This is a genomic window from Bifidobacterium sp. JNUCC 75 (assembly GCF_054819865.1).
This window is the reverse complement of sequence record NZ_JBTHIF010000001.1, coordinates 24,451-38,365: the sequence shown is the minus strand read 5'-3', so window position 1 is coordinate 38,365 and position 13,915 is coordinate 24,451. Positions and strand designations below refer to the sequence as shown.

General features: G+C 61.2%; 13 protein-coding genes and 1 tRNA gene. 11 read left to right on the top strand and 3 right to left on the bottom strand.

Annotation, left to right across the window (positions count from 1 at the left end; translation table 11 throughout):
• From sufC to ACVWNW_RS00135, 5 genes are all read left to right on the top strand, one after another.
• Positions 1–780 carry a Fe-S cluster assembly ATPase SufC gene (gene sufC / locus ACVWNW_RS00155; RefSeq protein WP_029678566.1) on the top strand — a complete coding sequence of 260 codons (780 nt, stop codon included), beginning with the start codon at positions 1–3 and terminating at the stop codon, positions 778–780.
• A gap of 21 nt (positions 781–801) precedes the next feature.
• Entirely contained in the window at positions 802–2,076 is a 1,275-nt protein-coding gene (locus tag ACVWNW_RS00150; protein WP_454482366.1) for a SufS family cysteine desulfurase, read from the top strand.
• A gap of 60 nt (positions 2,077–2,136) precedes the next feature.
• On the top strand, positions 2,137–2,724 hold the full coding sequence (sufU, locus tag ACVWNW_RS00145) for a Fe-S cluster assembly sulfur transfer protein SufU (protein WP_121913443.1): 588 nt from the start codon (positions 2,137–2,139) through the stop codon (positions 2,722–2,724).
• A complete protein-coding gene (locus tag ACVWNW_RS00140) occupies positions 2,721–3,443 on the top strand; it encodes a metal-sulfur cluster assembly factor (RefSeq protein WP_121913442.1) in 723 nt (240 codons plus the stop codon). Before sufU ends, ACVWNW_RS00140 begins: the two co-directional genes overlap by 4 nt.
• A 101-nt stretch (positions 3,444–3,544) precedes the next feature.
• Positions 3,545–4,861, top strand: a complete 1,317-nt coding sequence (locus ACVWNW_RS00135; RefSeq protein WP_454482363.1) for a uracil-xanthine permease family protein — start codon at positions 3,545–3,547, stop codon at positions 4,859–4,861.
• Positions 4,862–5,141: 280 nt separating this feature from the next.
• On the opposite strand, the gene ACVWNW_RS00130 is transcribed toward ACVWNW_RS00135, so the two are convergent.
• Both ACVWNW_RS00130 and ACVWNW_RS00125 read right to left on the bottom strand, forming a co-directional pair.
• Positions 5,142–6,008 (bottom strand): TrmH family RNA methyltransferase, encoded by an 867-nt coding sequence (locus ACVWNW_RS00130; RefSeq protein WP_454482361.1) that lies wholly within the window; start codon positions 6,006–6,008, stop codon positions 5,142–5,144.
• 256 nt (positions 6,009–6,264) lie between these two features.
• Positions 6,265–6,353 (bottom strand) — tRNA-Leu (locus ACVWNW_RS00125).
• Positions 6,354–6,471: 118 nt separating this feature from the next.
• Here ACVWNW_RS00125 and ACVWNW_RS00120 point away from each other — a divergent pair.
• The 6 genes from ACVWNW_RS00120 (at position 6,472) to era (ending at position 11,807) form a co-directional block, all read left to right on the top strand.
• Positions 6,472–7,272 (top strand): 16S rRNA (uracil(1498)-N(3))-methyltransferase, encoded by an 801-nt coding sequence (locus tag ACVWNW_RS00120; RefSeq protein WP_454482359.1) that lies wholly within the window; start codon positions 6,472–6,474, stop codon positions 7,270–7,272.
• A gap of 80 nt (positions 7,273–7,352) precedes the next feature.
• Entirely contained in the window at positions 7,353–7,700 is a 348-nt protein-coding gene (locus tag ACVWNW_RS00115) for a histidine triad nucleotide-binding protein (protein ID WP_046322963.1), read from the top strand.
• 40 nt (positions 7,701–7,740) lie between these two features.
• On the top strand, positions 7,741–8,895 hold the full coding sequence (locus tag ACVWNW_RS00110) for a PhoH family protein (protein WP_211120139.1): 1,155 nt from the start codon (positions 7,741–7,743) through the stop codon (positions 8,893–8,895).
• A complete protein-coding gene (gene ybeY, locus ACVWNW_RS00105) occupies positions 8,892–9,446 on the top strand; it encodes an rRNA maturation RNase YbeY (protein ID WP_046322961.1) in 555 nt (184 codons plus the stop codon). The genes ACVWNW_RS00110 and ybeY overlap by 4 nt, the downstream gene beginning before the upstream one ends.
• Complete coding sequence (locus tag ACVWNW_RS00100; protein ID WP_110425286.1) at positions 9,439–10,857, top strand: hemolysin family protein; 1,419 nt, start codon at positions 9,439–9,441, stop codon at positions 10,855–10,857. Before ybeY ends, ACVWNW_RS00100 begins: the two co-directional genes overlap by 8 nt.
• Entirely contained in the window at positions 10,854–11,807 is a 954-nt protein-coding gene (gene era / locus ACVWNW_RS00095) for a GTPase Era (protein ID WP_454482356.1), read from the top strand. Before ACVWNW_RS00100 ends, era begins: the two co-directional genes overlap by 4 nt.
• A 6-nt stretch (positions 11,808–11,813) precedes the next feature.
• On the opposite strand, the gene ACVWNW_RS00090 is transcribed toward era, so the two are convergent.
• Entirely contained in the window at positions 11,814–13,823 is a 2,010-nt protein-coding gene (locus ACVWNW_RS00090; protein ID WP_454482354.1) for an AMP-dependent synthetase/ligase, read from the bottom strand.
• Between the last annotated feature and the right edge of the window lie 92 nt (positions 13,824–13,915).

The following is a 13,915-nucleotide window of genomic DNA, read 5'->3' as shown; positions in this document are numbered from 1 at the left end:
ATGTCCACATTGGAAATCAAGGATCTGCACGTCTCGGTGGAGACCAAGGAGGGTCGCAAGCAGATCCTCAAGGGGGCCACGCTGACCGTCCACTCCGGCGAGACCCACGCCATCATGGGTCCCAACGGGTCGGGGAAGTCCACCCTGGCCTACACCCTGGCCGGGCATCCCAAGTACGAGGTGGATTCAGGCCAGGCCCTGCTGGATGGGCAAGATCTGCTCAAGATGACCCCAGACGAGCGAGCCAAGGCCGGGCTCTTCTTGGCCATGCAGTACCCGGTCGAGGTGCCCGGTGTATCCATGACCAACTTCCTGCGTACCGCCAAGACCGAGGTCGACGGCAAGGCCCCGGCCATCCGTCAGTGGACCAAGGATCTGAATGAAGCCATGAAGCGGCTACGCATGGATCCCAAGTTTGCCCAGCGCTCGGTCAACGAGGGCTTCTCAGGCGGCGAGAAGAAGCGTGCCGAGGTCCTGCAGCTGGAGCTGCTCAAGCCTAAGTTCGCCATCCTGGACGAAACTGACTCCGGTCTGGACGTGGATGCCCTGCGCATCGTCTCCGAAGGGGTCAACAGGGCCAAGGAGAATACCGGCATGGGTGTGCTCATGGTTACCCACTACACCAGGATTCTCAAGTACATCAAGCCTGACATCGTCCACGTTTTCGCCGACGGCCGCTTTGTGAAGACCGGTGGCCCTGAGCTGGCCGACACCCTGGAGGAGACCGGGTACGACCAGTACCTGCCCGAGGGCGCCGACTCTGAATCAGCCCTGGCCTGAGGATAAGAGAAGAGGTCCGCAATGGTCATTGATGACAGCATTCGACAGCAGTTTCCGATTCTGGACCAGCAGGTGCATGGCCACCCTCTGGTCTATCTGGATTCGGCTGCCACTGCCCAGAAACCCCTGGCGGTCATCGATGCCGTTCGGGACTTCTACCTGAAGGACAATGCCGGGGTGCACAGGGGCGCCCACGAACTGGCCGCCCGCAGCACCGTGGCTTTCGAGCACGCGCGCTCACGTGTGGCTGCCCTGGTCGGCGCAGAAGGCCAGGAGGGCAGCGAGGAGATTGTCGTCACCGCCGGGGCCACGGCTGCTCTGAACCTGCTCGCCACCGCCTTCGGCAACGCCAGTCTGGGTCGCGGAGGCAAGGCGGCGCGTCGATTTGCGCTGAAGCCCGGGGATGAAGTCGTGGTCAGCAAGGCCGAGCACCACTCGGTCCTGCTGCCCTTCCAGGAGCTTTGCTATCGGACCGGAGCAGTCCTCAAGTACTTCGATCTGGACTTGGAAGGCCGTGTTCTGGCAGATACAGCCGATCAGGTCATAACCGAGCGGACCAAGGTGGTCGCGGTGACCCACGTCAGCAATGTGACTGGTGCCATCACAGACATCAAGCCCATTGTCCGCCGTGCCCATCAAGTGGGCGCCCTGGTGGTGCTGGACGTGTGCCAGTCGGTGCCTCACCTGCCTATCGATCTGCACGCCATGGGTGTGGACTTCGCCGCCTGGAGTGCGCACAAGATGTATGGCCCCACCGGTGTGGGCTTCCTCTATGGCCGCCGAGAGCTACTTGAGGCCCTGCCTCCGGCATCATTCGGCGGATCCATGGTGGAGCTGGCCTATCTGGACCGTCCAGCCAGCTACATGGATCCTCCGGCCCGGTTCGAGGCCGGCACCCAGCCGGTGGCTCAGATGATCGGTGCTGGGGTAGCCGCCGATTGGCTGATGGATCTGGGCATGGAGAACGTGGCCGAACACGAGAAGGCCATCACCGCCGGTCTGTTGAGGCTGGGGGAGTTGGACGGGGTACGCATTCTGGGGCCAACCACTCCGAAGGACCGGATCGGCACGGTCGCCTTCGATGTGCAGGGGGTCCACCCCCATGACGTGGGCCAGTACGTGGATTCACGCGGCATTGCCATCCGCGTGGGACACCACTGCGCTCAGCCAGTCCATCGACACTTCGGTCTGATGGCCTCCAACCGGGCCTCGACCGGCGTGTACAATACTGTAGCCGACACGGATGCCCTGCTGGATGCCGTCTCCGGGGTCCGCAGGTTCTTCCGGGTGGCTTGAAGGTCTTCACCGGCAGCGCATCGACGGTTTTGGCAAAGACATACTGGCAGGTTTAAGGACATGGCGGATTTCGGGATGGATGACGAGGAATTGGAGCAGATGTACCAGGAGGTGATCCTGGACGCAGCCCGGGATCCTCACGGGCGTGTAGGGGATCGGGCTGATGCTGGGGAGGACCCGGGTGGCGACGGCGTGACCATCAGGGTGGAGCACGAGGCCTGCCTGGCTGCCGAGTCCCACCAGTTCAATCCCACCTGCGGGGATCAGGCCACCATACATGTGGAGGTGGCCCCCGGCGAGCAAGGTGGTCCCGACCTCATCCAGCGGATCGTCTGGCAGGGTTCGGGTTGCTCAATCAGCCAGGCCAGCCTGTCCATCATGGTGGATCTGGTCCAGGGGCAGACCGTCGATCATGCCATGGATCTGGCTGCCGACTTCCGCAAGCTCATGGAGTCGCGCGGAGCCGGACTAGAGGACGAGAAGGCACAGGACGCTCTTGGCGATGCCATGGTCTTCCAGGGCGTGTCCAAGTATCCCATGCGAATCAAGTGCGCCCTGCTGGGCTGGGAGGGCATGAAGGCCTCGGTGGCCCAAGCCCTGTCAGCCGGACGAGACGGCGACAAAGGTGAGAAGGAGGAGCAGGTATGAGCGGTAATACGAATCTGGTGCCCGAACCCCAGGACTCCATCCTGGCCTCGGTGGGCAGGGCCATCAGCGATCCCGGCACGGCACAGGCGCTGGCCAGCAATCCCTTGGGTGCTGAAACGGTTCTTAAGTCGGCCGAAGGCGGTTCCATGCGTCAGGTTGACGGCCAGGCGGACAAGAAGTCCGATTCAGCCAAGTCTGACGATCGACATGCCGACGAAGCCATCCCTGAAGCTTCCACTGAAGATGCGTCAGCGGACCGGGATTCGAACGACCAATCCTCGGCCAGCATGCCAGTCGACAACAGCACCAAGACTGCGGACCAGAATGCCGCTGATGCCGAGGCAGCCGTTGAAGAGGCCATCCCTCTCAAGGCCGTCGACGACATTGGCCGAGCCACCGCGGAGGATGTCAGGGAGGCCCTGCACCAGGTCATCGATCCTGAGCTGGGCATCGATGTGGTCGACCTGGGGCTGGTCTATGGCATAGAAATCGACGAACTGGGACGGGCCATCATCACCATGACCCTGACCACGCCGGCCTGCCCGCTGACTGACCTGATCGAGGACCAGTGCGCCAGCGTCCTGGCGGGCCTGGTCGAGGAGTTCCGCATCGACTGGACCTGGTCGCCGCGCTGGACCCTGGACATGATCACCCCTGAGGGTCGCGAGCAGCTGGCCGCCATCGGCTTCAACTTCGAGAACATGCCTACCTATCAGTGAGGCATTCCGTCCTCTAGGCCATTTCGGGTCCTCCCGTGCGAATATACTGATGATTCCGGTCCGCCGTGACCGGCACGGCGCACGAGAGAAAGCACAGTGAAATGGCATTGTCCATGGGCTGGAAACTGCACGGCGACGGGAAAACATTGGCTCCGGGCGAGGTTGTGGAACCCGATGAGCGACTCACATGGCCACGTACGGCTGGCATCGGCGCCCAGCACGTTATCGCCATGTTCGGCTCCACCTTCCTGGTTCCCATTCTGACCGGATTCGACCCCTCTACCACCCTCTTCTTCACGGCCATGTCCACGGCCCTCTTCCTGCTGATCAACCGCAACCGTCTGCCCTCCTATCTGGGCAGCTCCTTCGGCTTCATCGCCCCGGTCCTGGCAGTGACCACTGCCCACAAGGGCCTGGCTGTGGCCTCCTTCGGGATCATGGTCACCGGTGCATTGCTCTTCCTGATCGGCCTGATCGTCCACTTCGCAGGTTCGCGATGGATTGATCTGATCATGCCCCCGGTGGTCAACGGTGCCATCGTGGCCATCATCGGCTTCAACTTGGCCCCCTCGGCCTGGAAGAACTTCAAATCCGCCCCGCTGACCGCCCTGGTCACCCTGATGGCCGTCATGCTGATAGCCGTGCTTTTCAAGGGTCTGATCGGCCGACTCAACATCCTTCTGGGCGTCATCGTCGGCTACATCTTCGCGGTCACCCAGGGCCAGGTAGATTTCGCAGCGGTGGAAAAGGCCGCCTGGTTCGGTCTGCCTCACTTCCACACCCCTCAGGCCGACCCGTCTGTCCTGGCCATGTTCATACCTGTGGTGCTGGTCCTGGTGGCCGAGAACATCGGTCACGTTAAGTCAGTGGCTCTGATGACCGGCCGTGATTATGACGACCAGATCGGCACCGCCTTGATGGCCGACGGCCTGGGCACTACGCTGGCCGGACTGGGCGGCGGCTCGGGCACCACCACCTACGCAGAGAACATCGGCGTCATGGCCGCCACCAAGGTCTATTCCACGGCCGCCTACTGGTGCGCCGCCATCTTCGCCTTCCTGCTCTCCCTCTGCCCCAAGTTCGGGGCCATCATCAACACCATCCCCACCGGTGTTCTGGGCGGGGTCACCACCATGCTCTACGGCATGATCGGCATGCTGGGCATTCGCATCTGGGTGGAGAACAAGGTGGACTTCGGCAAGTCCGTCAACATGACCGTGGGCGCCGTCGTCATGATCGTGGGCATCGCCGACTTCACCTTCGCGGTGGCCGGGGTCAGCTTTAACGGCATCGCTATTGGCTCTGTGGCCACGCTGGTCATGTACCACGGTCTCAAGGCCATCGGCCGTTGGCGGGGGACCATCGACCCAGACGACTATATTCATGAGGATTCGCAGGTCGCCTCCCAGCAGAGCTGATCGCGTCAACGGCATCCGACACTCGGTGGTTGCCTGATTCTCGAACGTTGCCTGCTGAAAAGTATCGCCTAATGCCTATGGTTGTCCAATATTCAGTACTCGACTCGGTCATGGAGTGAAGCGGCTGAGACACCACGAATCCGCTAGGTAGCATGGGTTCAATTCAATAGCCCTGTCAGTTGCCAGGTGGGTTCAGTTGGTTAGCAGGAATCAGTTGGCCGGCTCGGTCAGTTTGTTAACGAGCTCAACTGGCTGTCTGGGCGTAGTTGCCAGACTTGGCTCAGCTATTGTGTTCGGGTCTGGTTGCATAGAAAGCCACAGCGCTTGAGGCAGCCACGTTCAGACTGTCCACGTCGTGGCTCATGGGGATGCGCACGGTCAGGTCCGCCCGGGCGATGGTCCTGTGGCTCAGCCCGTCGCCTTCTGTGCCGAAGATCAGGGCCAGGCGATCGATCTGGTCCTGCCCTGGACCTAGGCGTTCAGCCAATTCATCCAGGCTGATGGCATCCCGGTTCAGGGCCATAGCCGCCGTGGTGAAGCCCAGATCATGCAGTTGGTGCATGCCCTGATCGGGCCAGGCGTGGATGTCATCGCCGCCGATCCTGGTCCAGGGAACTTGAAAGACCGTGCCCATGGAGACCCGTGCGGCCCTGCGGTAAAGGGGGTCGGAGCAAGAGGGGGTGACCAGGACCGCATCCACCTGCAGGGCTGCCGCAGAACGCATCAGGGCGCCGATGTTGGTGTGATCAACTATGTTTTCCATGACGGCCACTCGCCTTGCCGATCGACAGATTTGCTCAACGGTGGGCAAAGGCCAGCGTCGCATGGCCGCTAGCGCGCCTCGATGAAGCCGGTACCCGGTTATGGTCTTGAGCTGTGCAGGGCTGGCCACGTAGACGGGAACGTTGTGTCCGAAGGCTGCGTCCACCTGGTCGAACATTGAACGCATCCCTTCCAGCCAGGGCTCTTCCACCAGGAAGGAGATGGGCTCAACCCCGGCATCCAGAGCACGGGCGATGACTTTGGGGGACTCCGCGATGAACAGGCCCTTAGCTGGTTCCAGACGATTGCGCAGTTGCGGCTCGGTTAGCCTGGTATAAGCCTCGATTCTGTCATCCTCGATGGAGTCGATTCTCACCCTGAGCACGCCTGCCGTTCCTCCTTCTGGTCCTGGGACCGCTGACTGGGCCTTGTTCTGTCAACAGCATAGGCAGCACAACCGAAAATCAAGCGTGGGTCATTTTGATGAAGAATGCGAATAATGAGTCCAAAAGAGCCGTATTGGTCAGCCGGACTAGTGAAAACAACGATTGTCGGCATACATAAATTATTTTTTTTTTTCAATAAAAGCAAAAAACATGACAGATGTGAACCTTGATAGTTCCCATCGAAGGGAGATTGAGTGTCCGGAACGGGAGTTGAACCCGTACGCCTGTATATATATAGGCACTAGCACCTCAAGCTAGCGCGTCTACCATTCCGCCACCCGGACAGGTGCGTAATCGCAACGGAGATAATCATAGCATCTTGGGCGGCATCGCGCACTGGGCGATTGGAGGAGCGTGTCGTCATCGAGAGTGCTTTTCGGCAGCGGGCTGTAGCCTAACACCATGACCGCACCCCTCTTCCTGCTGGATCCCGACCATGATGATTCCCCATTGGCCAGTGATGAGCTCCATACCGGCTGGCGCCTGACCCTGCCCGAGCACATCCGTCGCCATGCCCTGGGCTCCATGAGGCTGAAGAACGGGGACCAGCTGGATCTTTCAGACGGAGATGGACTGCGCATCAGCGCCCTGGTCAGGGATGCATCGACCGGCTTGGTGGAGGTCACCACTGTAGGACGCCAGGCACCTCCCGAGAAGGAATTGATTCTTGTTCAGGCTCTGGCTAAGGGCGGTAGGGACGAGCAGGCCATCGACATGGCTACCCAGATCGGGGTGGATCAGGTCATGCCCTGGCAGGCTGACCGGTCCATAGCCAAATGGCGGCCCGGCCGCAACGAACGGCACTGGCAGACCGCCTTGAATGCGGCCACCGAGCAGAGCCGGAGGGTTTATCGTCCTCGATTGTTGAGCAAGGTGGACAGCCATAGTCTGGCCTCCTGGTGCCGGAAGGCGACCGGTCAGGGAAGCCTGGTTCTGGTCCTGCACCAGGATGCCGACCTTGGATGGGATGCAGTTCGTAAACGTGTCGACAAGTTGCCAGCTGGCTCCTCGGTCGCCGTGGTTGTGGGTCCTGAGGGTGGGATTGCCGATCAGGAGGTCCAGGCCTTGATGAGGGAAGGGGCCCTGCCGGTCCGGTTGGGCGGGAACATTCTCCGAGCCGCTCTGGCCGGACCTGTGGCCCTGACCCTGCTGGCGGACATGCTGGGTCGCTGGCAGTCGGAAGCCCCTGAGCCCAGCGCATGAAGTCGCGCGCAATATACATCCTCGCCCATAAGATGGGAAACAACGAAAACAGCATTGTCAGCAAACAGTGAGGAGTGGTCATGAGCGATGACGATCGACAGGAGGACTGCATTTTCTGCAAAATCGTGGCAGGGGAGGTCCCCAGTGAAAAGGTCTATGAGGATGAGACCGTCTACGCTTTCAAGGATGCCAACCCCAAGGCCGCCGTCCATGTCCTGATCGTCCCGCGTCACCACTACGCGTCCGTGGCTGAATTGGCCAAGGCCGATCCCAACACCCTGGCCCACATCGTCCAGGTGGCGCAGCAGATCGCCGACCAGGATTTCCACGGAGCCTACCGGCTGATCTTCAACACGGGGGAGGATGCCGGCCAATCGGTCTTTCATGTCCACGCCCACGTCCTGACCGGACAGGTGCTGCCCGAGTGAAGCCCATGTTCACCATCGTCATCGTGCAGGAAGGGAATCCGTGGCGGTAACTACGCGAACCCTGGAGATTCCGGAGGGAATCGACCCGGTTCAGGTGTTGGGGCCGGAAGACGCAGTCATTGACAGGATCGAGCGTGCCTTCCCGGCAGTGTCTATCCTGGTTCGTGGCAACCGGATTATGCTGCGGGCTCAGGACCGGCAGGGCGACGTTGAGGCGGCACAGATCAGGGATCTACTGACCGAACTCATGCAGAACGCCGATCAGGTTCCCGTGGATGCCGATCAGGTGGGGCGAATACTGGACCACCGTCGTTTGGGGAACGCCGACGCAGCCGATTACTCCCATCCGGAAGAGCAGAAAATTACAGACCGCAATACTCAGGATCGCAATACGATAAACCATACTTCTGTAGACCGCGATTATGGGCAGACAGCTATGGCAGAGTCGGAGCGGAACAACGCTCTGGAAGGCATTGACCAACCACGTCAGGCAGCCCCAGCTGCAGTTCGCCGCCGCCCTCTGACCCAGGCTTCCAAGGGTCCGATCAGGCCCAAGACCGCTGGCCAGTCCGCCTATGTGGCCGCCATTGAAACGCATACCATCACTTTCGGCATTGGTCCGGCCGGCACCGGCAAGACCTATTTGGCAGTGGCCAAGGCCGTTCAGGAATTCCGGGCCGGCCGCATCGGCCGCATCATCCTGACCCGGCCTGCTGTGGAGGCGGGAGAGAGCCTGGGCTTTCTGCCTGGCACCCTCAATGAGAAGGTCGACCCCTATCTGCGGCCCCTCTACGATGCCCTGGCCGACATGCTGGGCACTTCGCGGCTCCACCGCCTTCTGGCCGATGAGACCATTGAAGTGGCCCCGCTGGCCTACATGCGGGGGCGCACCCTGAACGATGCCTTCGTCATCCTGGACGAAGCGCAGAACACCACCCGCAGGCAGATGAAGATGTTCCTGACCCGCTTGGGCTTCAACACCAAGATGGTCATCACCGGCGACGTCACCCAGGTGGATTTGGGTGGGCCTGCGTCTGGTCTGGCCACTATCGAACAGGTTCTGCACGGCATCGACGATATTGCCTTCGTGCACCTGCAGGCGGCCGATGTGGTGCGCAATCGGCTGGTCGGGCAGATTGTCCGGGCCTACGACCGCGCCGATCAAGCCCGCAGCCGGAGACGGGAGCAGGCATGAGCGTTGAAGTGACCAACGAGACCCAATGGCTGATCGATGCCAAAACCTTCTCCGATCTGGGAGTGTGGGTGCTGGACCAGATGCGGGTGAGCACCCAGTCCGACATGACTATCATCTTCAACGATCCCGAGCCCATGGCGGTGCTGCACGAGCGCTGGATGAACCTGGTCGGCCCTACTGATGTCATGAGCTTCCCTATGGACGAGCTGCGTCCCGGCGACGAGAACCATCGGCAGGAGGGCATCCTGGGCGACATCGTCATCTGCCCCTGGGTGGCGGCACAGCAGGCTCTGGCTGCCGGTCATTCCACCATGGAGGAGATGCTGCTGCTGGCGATTCACGGCACCCTGCATCTGCTTGGATACGACCACGCCAGCAGGGAGCAGGAGGCGCAGATGTTCGGACTGCAGCGCCAGCTGCTGCTGACCTTCCTGGCCTTGCGCCAGGGGCCCATTGCGAATGCCGCGCTGCCGGCCGGAGCCACCAATGCTTTGGAGATCTATGAGCGGTACGGCCGTGGTGCCTCTCAGAGAGGCAAATCTCATGAATGAGCGGACCATAGCCGCCATGGTGGTCATGGCTTTGGCCATCATCGCCTTGGTCATACTCTCCCTGGCGCTGGCCGAGGCCCAGGGGGCGCTCAACAGAGTGACCCGATCCAGTCTCAACAATTTGATTTTGGGCCTGCAGACCGACCAGGAACTCAGCCAGTTCTCCAGGATGAAGCGAATCGACCGCATTCATCGGGCCCAGAACCTAATCTCCCAGCGGCAGGTGACTGGAAGCGCCTGTGCCTTTTTCCGCATCATCTGTGACATCATGGTCGGCGTCCTGGTGGCCTGCATGGCTGCTCTTGGTGGCATGCCTCTCTGGGAGCAGCTGCTGTGCGGAGTGGTCATGGCCATCCTGGTGGCTGCCATCTCCGTCACCCTGGGCCCTCGTGGTCGTTCCCGTCAGCCCATGGAAGCGTTGCTCAAACACGTGCGCCTGGTCGGGATGGCTGTTCTGTTGACCCCCTTCAAGCGTCGACGGCAGGCTGAAGCCAGTGCCCGCAAAAACCTTCGCGGCGAACTTTCCGACGACGAGGAACTGGAGAAGATCCAGATCGAACAGGGTCGGGCCATGGTCGACCAGCTGGTGGAGGCCGGTGCCTTTGATCCCGAGATCTCCGAGATGTTGAAGAATGTGCTGACACTATCGACTACGCTGACACGCGAAATCATGGTTCCTCGCACCGACATGATCTGCATCTCCAAGGATGCCAGTTTGGATTCGGCTCTGAAGCTCTTCTCCCGGTCGGGATTCTCCCGTATTCCCGCCATTGGTGAAGATGTGGATGACCTGGTCGGTATCGTCTATTTGAAGGACGTGGTCCGTGCCCTGGCCTTCAACCGCAAGGGTGACAGATCAGTTGCCTCCATCATCCGTCGTCCCGTTCTGGTGCCAGAGTCCAAGCCCGTGGACGACCTCTTCCACTACATGCAACGCTCACGCCACCACCTGGCTGTGGTTGTGGACGAGTACGGGGGCATAGCCGGTTTGGTCACCATTGAGGATGCCATCGAGCAGATCGTGGGCGAGCTGGAGGATGAGCACGACCGGGTCCAGCACGACGAGCCCAAGCAGATCGGCCCGCATACTTGGCAGCTGCCGGTCCGCACGCCTATCGCCGACCTGGAGGAGCTCTACGAGATCACCATTGATGAAGATGACGTAGATACGGTCTACGGTTTGTTGACCAAGCTGCTGGGCTCCGTGCCAGTTTCAGGCTCATCGGCGGTGACTCGAGGAATAAGATTGACCGCCGGCGAGGCGGTCGGCCGTCGCAAGAAGATCGCCACCATCGTGGTCGAGCCAGCCAACGGATCCAACATCGCCCTGGACCTGGAAGACGGTGCGGAGCAAGAAGACGAACAGGCCGACAGGGATCAATCCGAGCAGGACAGTCAGGAGAATTCATGACCAAGGAAGAACAGAGCGAAGGCAAGGCACCGGTCCACCGATCGGGTTTCGTGGCGGTAGTGGGCCGACCCAATGTGGGCAAGTCCACGCTCATGAACGCCCTGGTAGGCAGGCCCATCGCCATAGCTTCCTCAAGGCCAGAGACTACCCGCAAGGCCATTCGGGGGATAATGACCCGCCCCGAAGCCCAGGTGGTCTTGGTGGACACCCCAGGCATCCATCGCCCGCGTACCTTGTTGGGCCAACGGCTCAACGACGTGGTGGAGGCCTCCCTGTCGGACGTGGATGCCATTGCGTTCCTGCTGCCCGCAGACCAGGCCATCGGTCCAGGCGACCGTCGCATTCTCAGCCGGTTGCGGTCCGATTTCGCCCATAAGGACAAGGACGGCAAGTGGATTTGGCGAAAGCCTCTAATCGCCGTAGTGACGAAGATCGACCAGCTGAGCAAAAGAAAGCTGGTGGACAAGCTCCTGCAGATCGGGGCCTTCGCCGACTTCTCCCAGATTGTTCCGGTCAGCGCCCTGGAGGCTGACAACGTGGACGAGGTGGCCAAGGTTCTAATGGATGTCATGCCCGAAGGCCCTCAGCTCTACCCTGACGACCAGCTGACCGAGGAGCGTCCCGAGGACATGATTGCTGAGCTGGTTCGCGGAGCCTACCTAGAGGAGCTCAACGACGAGCTGCCCCACTCCCTGGCAGTTCGTGTGGAGTCAATCGATCCGGATCCAGAGGGCGGGCGCGACACGGTCCATATAGGCATTTATGTAGAGCGTGACTCCCAGAAGCCCATCGTCATCGGGCGGGGGGCTGAGCACCTGGTGCGCGTGAAGAAGAAGTTGCGCACCGCCGTCAACCGGACCATGGGTCGCAAGGTCCGGTTGGATTTGCACGTCAAGGTCGCCCGCAACTGGCAGACTGACCCCAAGCAGTTGGAGCGCCTGGGGTTCTGATCGTGTTCAGCGGCGGGGTGCCGGGGTGCGCTTGGCCGTATACATCCGGGTGTTCAGCAGGTCAGCGTAGCGCTCGATGACCTTGGGCCGAATCACCTTCATGGATGGTGTCATCAGACCATTGTCCTGGGTGAACTCCTCGGGCAGGATGATAAACTTGCGCACCGACTCGGCCCGGGAGACGCCCTCGTTGGCCCGGTCCACATACTCCTGGACCTCGGCCCGGACCACAGCGTTCTGTGCTGCCTCCTGAAGGGACATGTTGCGATCCAGACCCTTGGAGGCCAGCCAGGGACGCAGGGCTGTTTCGTTCAGGGTGACCAGGGCTGAGATGAAGGGGCGCTTGTCGCCTAGAACCAGGGCCTGGGAGACAATTTCGGAGCGCTCGATGACTTCCTCGATGGGCCTGGGGGAGACGTTCTTGCCGCCGGCCGTGATGATCAGGTCCTTCTTGCGCCCGGTCAGGAAGAGGAACCCGTCTCGGGAGAGCCGTCCCAGGTCGCCGGTGGCGTACCAGCCGTCCTCAGTAAAGGAATCGCGGGTGGCCTCTTCATTCTTGTGGTAGCGGTGGAATACACAGACGCCCTTGATTTGCACCTCGCCGTCCGAGGCGATACGGATGGTGAATCCCGGGAAGGGAATGCCTACAGAGCCCCTGTGGTAGGGGGTGCCCAGGGGGTTGAAGGCGCAGGGTGCTGTGGTTTCGGTCAGGCCGTAGCCTTCATAGACCGGGACATTGGATCCGCGGAAGAAGCCCAGCAATTCCGGGTCCAGAGGAGCGCCTCCGGAGACGATCCACTTGGCCCGCCCGCCCAGGACCTGGCGCAAAGAAGAATAAACCAGCGGGTCGTAGAAGGCTCGCCGCAGGGCGCTGCGCCTGGTCGGCCAGCCCTGGCGAGAGATGTCCTCCATGTAGGTGCGTGCCGCACGTGCCGCTCCGTTGAAGATCCTGCCCTTGATGCCGTGCCCGGCCTTCTGGGAGGCGGCGTTGTAGACCTTCTCGAAGACCCTGGGCACGCCGATGATGACCGTGGGCTGGGACTCCTGCAGATCGGACAGCAGGGTAGCCAAACCAGAGGAGATGTAGACATGCATGGTCCCGTAGACGACCCCGTAGCTGATGGCCCGAGCAAAGGTGTGGGCCTGGGGCAGGAAGAGCAGGATGGATCCATTCGGGTCGTGGGTCAGATTCGGGATGAAGGCGTTCAGATTTCTGGCCAGCTGGCAGTAGTGCTCATGGGTCATCTCCACGCCCTTGGGCGCCGCTGTGGAACCAGAGGTGTAAACAATGGAGCAGAGGTCGGTCTTGCGGATGGAGTTGATTCGCTCGTCGAGTTCGGCGTCGCTGACCGACTCTCCATAGGCCTGGAGCTCCTGCAGAGCCCCGGACTCCAGGCAGGCGATCCGCTCTAAAGTGGGGCACTCCTTGTCGGCCCCCTCCGCCTTGGCACGCATCTCGGCGGTCTGCACCACCAGGAGCCTGGCATCGGAGTTGTTAACGATGAATCGGATCTGTTCGGACGAATCGGTGTCGTAGATGGTGGCGATGATCCCGCCGATGGACAGGACCGCGGCATCCACGATGTCCCACTCATAGCTGGTCCTGCACATGAAGGCCACGGCATCGCCCTTCTTCAGCCCGTAGTGCATGAAGCCCTTGGCGGTGGTCCTGATGTCGTGCAGAATCTCTCGGCCGGTCCGGTAGGTCCAGCTGCCGTTCTCCACAAAGTGCAGAACCGGCTGGTCAGGAGTGCGGCGGGCTCGATCAGCGTAGATGTCATAGACGGTCATGTCGTCTGGCACTGGACCCATGCCGGCGGTGGTGGCTGAAAGCAGTCCTGAAGCCGGATCCATGCGCGTGGTGGTGGCGTAGTCAGCTGACCAGAAATGCGTATTGGGCAGGGCGAGGGCTTCCTGGGCGGCACCTGATGGATCCGCAGCTTCCTCGCCGGTCGGTCCCTCCCCATGACCCACCTGGTGTGCCACAAAAGATTTGACCGATGCTAGTAACGACACGTTGTCTCCTTCAATAATCGCGGGATATGTCCAGAATAGCCGTTTACTTGGAGAAGGGCGGGCCCGGTGCTAAAGTAGGCACGTTGCTTTGG

Coding starts and splice junctions, on each gene's coding strand:
- sufU (WP_121913443.1), top strand. CDS start 2,137: ATGGCGGATTTCGGGATGGATGACGAGGAATTGGAGCAGATGTACCAG.
- era (WP_454482356.1), top strand. CDS start 10,854: ATGACCAAGGAAGAACAGAGCGAAGGCAAGGCACCGGTCCACCGATCG.
- ACVWNW_RS00120 (WP_454482359.1), top strand. CDS start 6,472: ATGACCGCACCCCTCTTCCTGCTGGATCCCGACCATGATGATTCCCCA.
- ACVWNW_RS00115 (WP_046322963.1), top strand. CDS start 7,353: ATGAGCGATGACGATCGACAGGAGGACTGCATTTTCTGCAAAATCGTG.
- ACVWNW_RS00100 (WP_110425286.1), top strand. CDS start 9,439: ATGAATGAGCGGACCATAGCCGCCATGGTGGTCATGGCTTTGGCCATC.
- ACVWNW_RS00150 (WP_454482366.1), top strand. CDS start 802: ATGGTCATTGATGACAGCATTCGACAGCAGTTTCCGATTCTGGACCAG.
- ACVWNW_RS00140 (WP_121913442.1), top strand. CDS start 2,721: ATGAGCGGTAATACGAATCTGGTGCCCGAACCCCAGGACTCCATCCTG.
- ybeY (WP_046322961.1), top strand. CDS start 8,892: ATGAGCGTTGAAGTGACCAACGAGACCCAATGGCTGATCGATGCCAAA.
- ACVWNW_RS00135 (WP_454482363.1), top strand. CDS start 3,545: ATGGCATTGTCCATGGGCTGGAAACTGCACGGCGACGGGAAAACATTG.
- sufC (WP_029678566.1), top strand. CDS start 1: ATGTCCACATTGGAAATCAAGGATCTGCACGTCTCGGTGGAGACCAAG.